At 54.1% G+C, this 8284-nt stretch carries 7 protein-coding genes; 4 read left to right on the top strand and 3 right to left on the bottom strand.

Going from position 1 to position 8284, the window contains the following annotated elements; all coding sequences use genetic code 11:
• Window positions 1-208: 208 nt before the first annotated feature.
• A complete protein-coding gene (locus P8Y39_07525) occupies window positions 209-1207 on the bottom strand; it encodes a histidine kinase dimerization/phosphoacceptor domain -containing protein (GenBank protein MEJ2192186.1) in 999 nt (332 codons plus the stop codon).
• On the opposite strand from P8Y39_07525, the gene P8Y39_07530 reads away from it, so the two are divergent.
• From P8Y39_07530 to P8Y39_07540, 3 genes are all read left to right on the top strand, one after another.
• Window positions 1206-2359, top strand: a protein-coding gene (locus tag P8Y39_07530; GenBank protein ID MEJ2192187.1) for an IS3 family transposase whose coding sequence is annotated in 2 segments (ribosomal slippage) — window positions 1206-1479 and window positions 1479-2359 — 1155 coding nt in all. Because the reading frame shifts where the segments join, the coding sequence is not laid out codon by codon here. The two genes, P8Y39_07525 and P8Y39_07530, sit on opposite strands and share 2 nt — an antisense overlap.
• A gap of 750 nt (window positions 2360-3109) precedes the next feature.
• Window positions 3110-3742, top strand: coding sequence for a class I SAM-dependent methyltransferase (locus P8Y39_07535; GenBank protein ID MEJ2192188.1), 633 nt, complete (start codon window positions 3110-3112; stop codon window positions 3740-3742).
• Between the two features lie 655 nt (window positions 3743-4397).
• Window positions 4398-5435, top strand: coding sequence for a YncE family protein (locus P8Y39_07540; GenBank protein MEJ2192189.1), 1038 nt, complete (start codon window positions 4398-4400; stop codon window positions 5433-5435).
• A gap of 146 nt (window positions 5436-5581) precedes the next feature.
• On the opposite strand, the gene P8Y39_07545 is transcribed toward P8Y39_07540, so the two are convergent.
• A complete protein-coding gene (locus P8Y39_07545; protein ID MEJ2192190.1) occupies window positions 5582-6598 on the bottom strand; it encodes an NAD-dependent epimerase in 1017 nt (338 codons plus the stop codon).
• Window positions 6599-7172: 574 nt separating this feature from the next.
• Here P8Y39_07545 and P8Y39_07550 point away from each other — a divergent pair.
• Complete coding sequence (locus P8Y39_07550) at window positions 7173-7886, top strand: PEP-CTERM/exosortase system-associated acyltransferase (GenBank protein ID MEJ2192191.1); 714 nt, start codon at window positions 7173-7175, stop codon at window positions 7884-7886.
• 12 nt (window positions 7887-7898) lie between these two features.
• On the opposite strand, the gene P8Y39_07555 is transcribed toward P8Y39_07550, so the two are convergent.
• On the bottom strand, window positions 7899-8284 hold a 386-nt coding region (locus tag P8Y39_07555; protein ID MEJ2192192.1), incomplete at its 5' end, for a hypothetical protein.

Below are 8284 nucleotides of genomic sequence, written 5' to 3' on the forward strand. Positions count from 1 at the left end.
GAAACGCCAACACAATCAAGGGGTTGCGACATGCGGCCCTTTTCTTTCTCCCCTACTGTAGCCAACATCTTGGTGAAAAGACTATGAAGACTCAACCTCTTGCTCTCCTCTACCGATTCTTTTGGATATGAAAGAAGGTCAAGAGATTTTATATAATTCTCTAAATTAATCTTGGACAACTGATCCTCAAGACAGCAACTCTAAGCTATTAGAATGATTTCATGAATATTAGTGAGAATTCGAATCCATCCTCAGATCTGATCCCAATATCTCCTCCAAGCTGCCGTGCTAATGTATCAATGAGCTTCATTCCCAGAGTATCAGTCTTATTAATATCGAAGTCTTCTGGGAGGCCGATCCCATTATCAGAATATATCAATTCTACTTTATCACCATCTTTTTCGTTCATTTTTATAATAATAAGACCGGAACCATTAGGAAATGCGTGTTTAATGGAATTGGTCAGCAATTCGTTTAAAATCAAGCCTAAAGCAATTGCTGTATTAACCGGAACCATAAATTCCTTAATATCCAAATCTATTAATATTCTATTAGAATCGGCGCTGGATATTTTCAGCACATTCTTTGTTAGATCCATAACATAGCTATATACTTCGATATTTCCTAGACTCTCAGATCTACATAGTTTTTCATGGATTAAAGCTATGGTTCCAATTCTCGCCTCAGCTTCTTTAAGTATATTTGTGCAGTCCTGATCCTTATCTGCTCGTGCCTGCATTTTTAAAAGACTAGATAAGATGTTCAGATTATTTTTCACCCTGTGGTTCAACTCTTGAAGGAGAGTTTCCTTTTCGGCAAGCGCTTTCTTACGAGCAGTAATATCCCTGACCACCTCAATTCCTGCGATAATCTCTCCTGCTGAGCTTCTGATTGGTGCGGATATGACCTCATAATATTCTATTCCCTGATTGGTCATTCGTGCTTGCTCTTCTTTATGCACTTTGCCATCGAGGAAGGACATTTGAAGGGGACAATTTTCACAAATTTCGTCACTGTTCCTGGTAGCTCCATAGCAGTATTCACCGGGAGAATCTCCGAACCTTTCACGATGCGATTTATTCTGGTATAGAAATCTGTACTCAGTATCTTTGATGGCTATTTCGTCGCCAATTAGAGATGGACCCCGGAATTCGGACAGTGGGTTAAGGTGTAAAATACCACACTGACTGAAGGAGGGTTCACGCATGAGCAGGACGAAGCGCAAGAGGTATTCGGCTGAGTTCAAGGCCAAGGTGGCCTTGGAGGCCCTGAAGGGCGAGAGCACGATCCACGAGTTGGCGGCCCGGTTTGAGATTCATCCCAACATGGTGGCGCAGTGGAAGCGGCAGGCTGTGGAACGCATGGACACTCTGTTCAGCAGCAAGGCCGACCACAGTGAAATCTCCCGCGAGTCAGAGATCAAGGAGCTTCACGCCAAGATCGGGCAGCTCACGGTGGAGCGTGATTTTTTGGCCAAGGCCTTCGGTCGCTGAGCCACGCCCGGAGGAAGGAGATGGTCGAGAGGAATCACCCGAGGCTCAGCGTTGCCCGGCAATGCCATCTGCTCTCTATCAGCCGCTCCTCGTTCTATTACGAGGCTACAGGGGAGGATCCTCTCAACCTGAAGCTCATGCGCCTGATAGACGAGCAGTTTCTTGAGGACCCCTCGTATGGGGCTCGCCAGATGAAACGGCACCTGCACCGGCTGGGATACTGTGTAGGGCGAAAGAGGGTCCGCCGCCTGATGCGCAAGATGGGACTCATGCCGGTTTATCAGAAGCCCAGGACGAGCAAACCCCATCCGGAGCACAAAATGTATCCGTATCTCCTGAGAGGGCTCGATATAAAGAGGCCCAACCAGGTCTGGTGCGCCGACGTGACGTACATACCGATGAGGCGAGGCTTTCTGTATCTGGTGGCGGTCATGGACTGGTGGAGCCGGAAGGTGCTGAGTTGGCGGCTTTCAAATACGCTTGAGGCTGACTTCTGCGTGGCGGCACTTGAGGAGGCGCTTTCGAAGTACGGCACACCGGAGATATTCAACACGGACCAGGGCGGGCAGTTCACGAGCCTTGATTTTACCCAGACGCTCAAGGACGCGGGCGTGAACATCTCCATGGACGGCAGGGGACGGTGGATGGATAACGTCATGGTGGAGCGGCTCTGGCGGACCCTGAAATACGGGTGCATCTACATCAACACGTTTGAGACAGGCGGCGAGGTCCGAGAAGGGCTCGGGAACTGGTTCGAGCGGTACAACAGGCAGCGGCCCCATTCGAGCCTTGATGGCCGGACACCCTATGAGGCATACTGGGGTCTGCCCCTTCCAGGCTACGGAGCAATGCAGAAGGCGGCATGATGAATGGTGGTTTCCACCTTAAGGCAGCCGCCAAACTGTCCGACAAATGGGGTCCACCTCTAGTCTCTTGATTAATAGATTATCAAAAAGGTCCAATTAACTGTAACCAAAATGTAGCCAAAATCTACTTAAGGGAATGGAACACATGGAAAATATAGTAAACAATGGAAGAGTAAACTTGTTGCTTTATAATGATATTTTAAAAAATTGCAGGTAAAAGGCCCACTTTCGAAAAGCTCAATTTGAGACTTTCGAGGCGGTAACAGGGGTTCAAATCCCCTTGGGACGCCAGAAAAATCAAGGGGTTGCGGCAGCCGCAACCCCTTTTCATTGTTCCTGTGCCTCTTGGAGGAAAACATCGCAACTAAGCCGGGGCGCGTGGTTCAACAGGCTATGGGCAGTCTGCTCCGGGGAGACAACATGGATAGAACCCTTTCCCGAGGCTCCACGTCTGGCTTTGAAGGTGGTACAATGATTTCGGGCAGGTCAGGCGGAGAAGCTTTTCCATATCCCGTAAGGAGCCTCGAGCTCATGTCCTTTGTGCCACCCATCACGGGGGTCAACGTTCCGGCGTCGAAGATGCTTTCTGTCTCCGACGGACCGGACCGGGAGCTTTCGCGCCTTGTCCCGTCCGGCGCTCTTCCGGACGTTCTGCTGAATTTCACGTTTGGTCTGCCCCTCTTCTCCTGCGCCGGGTTGGCCCTGAAATATCAGCGGGCGATGGCCCCACCTTTGAGAGGTCGCGGCTGAATGAGCAAGGAGGCCCTCTACCGAGGGAAATCCCGGCGCTATTTTGCTCATGTGAGAGAAGACGTCATCGCTCATGTGCCCCCAGGGCCAAACAGGGTCCTTGACGTGGGCTGTGCCAGTGGGGCCACCTTGGCAGCCCTCAAGGCCCGGGGCAAAGCGGCCGAGACCGTCGGGGTGGACATCGTCGATGTCCTCATAGACTCCCCTGACAGATTTCTTTGTCTCGACGTGGAAAACGAGGACATGGAGCTCGCTGAGAATTATTTCGACGTCATCATCTGTGCAGACATCCTGGAACATCTCGTGGACCCATGGACGGTGGTTCGGAAGCTTGCGCATCTTCTCAATGAAGGGGGGCTATTCATTTCGAGTGTCCCCAATATCAGGGATTTCAGGTCTCTTATTTCCATTATGAGAGGCGATTTCCACTACAGTGAGGAGGGGGTCCTCGACAAAGGGCATATCAGATTCTTTTGCCTGAAAAACATCGTTCATTTGCATAGGAATGCGGACCTGAAGGTGGAAAAAGTACAAAGGATTCTTCGCAGAAGAAGGAAGCGTCTGAACAGAGCAACCCTGGGCATATTCAAGGAATTTCTGACCCCCCAGTACGTTATTGTCTGTCGCAAGTAGGAAGACCTCCACGAGACCGGGGACCCCCGCTCTCTTCGCAAACCCTTTTGAAGGCCACGGAGGCCTTCCGAAGTAAGAACGGCTTGCCGCTCTCCCGAAACACGCACGAAAAGTCGAGCCCGACCACCTTGCCCCCTTTCCGCGGAGAGGAATCCTCGAGGGAAGGCCGTTCTTCGTGCTTTCCAAGTGAATGAGCCCTGTCTTCAAGGCCAACCTGTTCTCGGGTGAGAGAATATCGCTCCTTCTCATCCCCGCATGGCACGCAAGGCAAACACGGCCTGAGCCATGCCGGACAGTTCAAAAGCAAGGCCTCAAACCGCCCCCGGCAGGGAACCTGACTCCGTGGGCCTTGTCCGTAGTGAACCTGAAACATTCAAACGGACTCTGCCTCACGAACGTGCACGCACGCTTGCAGAGCGAAACCCGCTTCCATGTCCCACATCCTTGGGACGGGACGAACAAGACGCTGCGTCCACCTTGTAAGAGCCCTACGGATATGAGAAATCTAAAACTGTAATTTGACCGAATGGTTTGACAGGTCGCCCTTAACCGGGTATTGTATATTTATACAGTACTTTCTATAAAAAGGAGGGTTGAAACGGTAAAGGCGTTGGAACAAGTGAAGCCGTTTAACAAAAACAAAGGGGAGGGACACATGAAAAAGCTGTTCCTGGTTGCCTTAAGCGTTGCCGTTGCGGTCACTATGGTTTTCGCCTTCTGGGGAACCAAATCGGGCGCGGCCGAGAAGACGAACCTCAAGGGCACCGCGTACATCTCGGGCGAGGGCGGACACCTCGCGGTGATTGACCTTTCGACCTTGAAGGAGCCCACCGACCTCGGGGCCGACAGGATAGTCATCACCGAGGCGGGCACCGAGATGGAGGGAGTAATCGCCGGCGCTCAGTTTGAGAAGGTAAAGGCAGGCGGTGGCGAGCACGGCGCCGCTTTCACAGCGAACAAGAACAGGCTCGTCGTCGGGCTCCTCAACGGCGACATCGTCACGTATGACCTGAAGACGAAGACGAAGTCGAAAGCGGCGAAGGTCGGCCAGAAGTTCTGCGACGCCGTGGCCGGGCCCGACGGCAAAATCTATCTGGAGGACATGGCCGACGGACATGTCTACGTCTGGGACCCCACCGGCATGAAGCTGGTCGAGAAGATCCCGGTCGGCGCAGCCGTCTGTGGCATAGCGTGGACGAAAAACCTTGAAAAGGCATACGTCTCCGACATGCCCACGGGCACCGTCTACGTGCTGGACTGGAAGACCAAGAAGACGATAAAGAAGATAAAGGACCCCGAGATGACCTTTATCCACCAGATACAGATGGCCCCGGATGGAAGGCATCTCTGGGTGTCCGCGCCCAACGAGTTCGACCCGGGCCTGAAGCCGGGCACACACAAGTCCCAGATAGTCGTCATCGACACCAAGACCGACAAGGTCGTGGAGCATATTGTGCTTCCGAACGACGTGCGTCCGCATGACTTCTCATTCAGCCCCGACGGGAAGACCGTTCTGCTGGCGGCCAGGACCTATGCCGGCGACAGCAAGCTCGTCGTGATGAACGAAAAGACCCACAAAATCGAAAAACAGGTCTCTGCCTGTAACTCCTGCCACAGCAAGTACGGGATCAAGGTCTCCCTTGCCGAGGGCAACCCCAACCTCTGCGGCATACTCGTGGACTGGGAAAAGTAGGACTCCGACCACCGAGGGAGGGACTGACGTCCCTCCCTTTTTTTATGGGCTCTTGCGGTCTTGCCGCGCCGCCGGCCACTCCTCCCCTGCGCCTCCGCTTTCACGGAGTCCTGTTCTCCAGGGGACAGACGCTCTCAACTGCTCCCTCAGGCTTCCATCCGGTAGTATTCCCTGTACCACTGGACAAACGCCTCGATCCCCTTCCTCAGGGGCGTGCTTGGCTCAAAACCTGTCTCACGGGCAAGGTCCTCCACGTCGGCATACGTAGCCGGAACATCCCCGGGCTGCATGGGGAGCATGTTCTTTTCCGCCCGCCGCCCCAGGCACTCCTCCAGGGTCTCAATGAAATCCAGCAGCTCCACTGCGTTATGGTTCCCGATATTGTAAAGCCTGTACGGAGCATAACTTGTCCCGGCGTCCGGCCTCTCGCCGCTCCAGCGAGGATTGGGTTCCGGCATCTTCTCCATTGTCCGAACGACCCCTTCCACGATATCGTCGATATAGGTAAAGTCCCGCTTCATTTTTCCCCGGTTGAAAACATCTATGGGACGGCCCTCGAGGATGGCCCGGGTAAAAAGAAACAGGGCCATGTCGGGACGCCCCCACGGGCCGTAGACAGTGAAGAACCTGAGTCCCGTGCACGGCACGCCGTAAAGGCTCGCGTACGCATGGGCCATGAGCTCGTTTGCCTTCTTGGTGGCCGCGTACAGGGAGACGGGGTGGTCCACATTGTCATGAACGGAGAAAGGCATGTGGGTATTCGCCCCGTAGACCGAGCTGGAGGAGGCAAAAACGAGATGCCGGACACCGGCGTGCCGGCATCCCTCAAGGACATTCAGGAATCCGCTTATATTGCTGTCTATGTAGGAATGGGGGTTCACCAGCGAGTACCGGACGCCGGCCTGTGCCGCCAGGTTCACAACGATATCGAAGCGGCTCCCGGCGAACAGTGCCGCCATGGCGGCCCGGTCGGCCAGGTCAATCTTTTCGAACCGGAAGTTCTCATGCGGCCTGAGCAAAGCCAGACGGTCTTCCTTGAGGCGCACGTCATAATAATCGCTCAGGTTGTCGATGCCCGTGACCGCGTCCCCCCGGCTGAGAAGGCGCCGCGAAAGGTGAAACCCGATGAAACCCGCAGCTCCCGTGACAAGGATATCGCTCATGTTTTATGCACCCTGTTTACCCCGCTTCCGCGGAAAACATCCCGCGCCTTCACGCCGCACGCCCCGGACAAATGCGCCCGTCATGCACTCCGTGGTCCGCGATGCGCACAACCGCCCCGGCGGTTCAGAACCACGCTCTATCGAACATATATCGTTCTCCGACGACAGCGATGTCCGCGGCATAAGGGTCATTATAAGACATGCGGCCCTTTCTGTTCGAGGAGCGCGATATTTTTCAGCGCCGGTGCCCCCCGGCGTGGCATCGGCAAACGGACGTTTTGTGAGGTTACACCGGTAGAAAACACTTGAAGCCGCCGCCATATCGACCAAACTTTAATCCTAACAGGTGATGGTCGAACGGACGTTGTAGGTTACAGGGCCGCCAGAGGATTTTCCCTGGCGGCTTTCTTGTTGCAAAAAGGCATCGGTGAGGGGACGGGTTGCAAGATGATAGAGAACGAGCATCTATCCGGACGATTCATCCTGGGAGAATTCAGCTTCTTGTCCTCGAGGTCTGCGAGCTCTTTTTGCCTCTGTGCATCCTCCGACTATTGCTCGTCCATGGAGGTCTCCTTTGGAACCGATACGGTTTAAAAAAATAACTGATACCATCGAACTTCAAGAAGCCTTCAGGCTCAGGTATAAAGTCTACTGCCTGGAGCGTGGATTCGAAAGGCCCGAAGACTACCCATGGGGGCTGGAATGGGACGAATTCGACGAGCATGCCATGCACTTCGGCGCTTTCCTGGACGGAGAGCTTCTCGGCACCGTCCGCCTCATTCTCAACTCCCGCCTCGGCTTTCCGATTGAAAGGTATTGCGAGATAAAAGCAGACGAGCTTATCGCCCGGAACAGGACGGGCGAGATATCCCGGCTTGCCGTACTCAAGGAATTTCCTCAAAGGAACGAGGACGGCCCCGTTTACTGTGACCGTGCCTTCCGTGACGGTCTGCACCGCGAGATAAGGGAAAGCCTTTGGGAAGACAGAAGGCAGGCGGAAATCGTTACGGGTCTGTACACGTGCTTATACCGGGAGAGCAAGGAAATCGGCCTGTCGCAGTGGCTCGCCGCCATGACCAGGGGGCTTTCCGTCCTGCTGAAAAGGATGGGCGTACATTTCGTGCCCATCGGACCCGAAACGTCTTATCACGGCCGCCGGACGCCGCACCTCGCCTCCATAGGAGCTCTGGAAAAAAGCGTGCAGGAGCTCAATCCCGACCTGCTGCGGAAGGTCAAGGGAGACGGCGTGCGCGAAAACATTTTCCTCGACCAGCCACAGCTCCGGTAATCCCCCTCGCCTTCACCTATAAGAAAGGGACAGACGCCTTTGCGGCGCCTGTCCCTTTCTTGCTTTCGTTTCTTGCTTGCCAGAAGGCATTTGGGCCCAGTTTTTGTAGAAGCCAGTGATGGTAATCGTGTTTTCGCCATTAATACAGGAGAGCATCGTATTTCCAGCGGAATCGACGCAGTTAACCTTCTGTAGCCATTTAACAAGTTTAGGATCCGTTACTGTCGCGTCCCTGCTCTCTGCTGCTCCAGACGTAGGTCCGTCTCCTCTCTGAGCGGCGTTCCACGCTTCTGGCACATTCTCCGGCGTCCCGTCACTTCCGGCGAAGTCTATATACTCCGGCAAAGCCTGCTCCAGGAAATCGTATGACAGGTCCGAGACGAAGAGCCTTCCTCCCT

This window comes from Nitrospirota bacterium, from assembly GCA_037386965.1.
Lineage (GTDB): Bacteria > Nitrospirota > Thermodesulfovibrionia > Thermodesulfovibrionales > JdFR-86 > JARRLN01.

What these genes read in the sequence shown, in the direction of transcription:
- P8Y39_07540 (MEJ2192189.1), top strand. Translation starts at nt 4,398, where the DNA reads ATGAAAAAGCTGTTCCTGGTTGCCTTAAGCGTTGCCGTTGCGGTCACT.
- P8Y39_07525 (MEJ2192186.1), bottom strand. Translation starts at nt 1,207, where the DNA reads ATGCGTGAACCCTCCTTCAGTCAGTGTGGTATTTTACACCTTAACCCA.
- P8Y39_07545 (MEJ2192190.1), bottom strand. Translation starts at nt 6,598, where the DNA reads ATGAGCGATATCCTTGTCACGGGAGCTGCGGGTTTCATCGGGTTTCAC.
- P8Y39_07535 (MEJ2192188.1), top strand. Translation starts at nt 3,110, where the DNA reads ATGAGCAAGGAGGCCCTCTACCGAGGGAAATCCCGGCGCTATTTTGCT.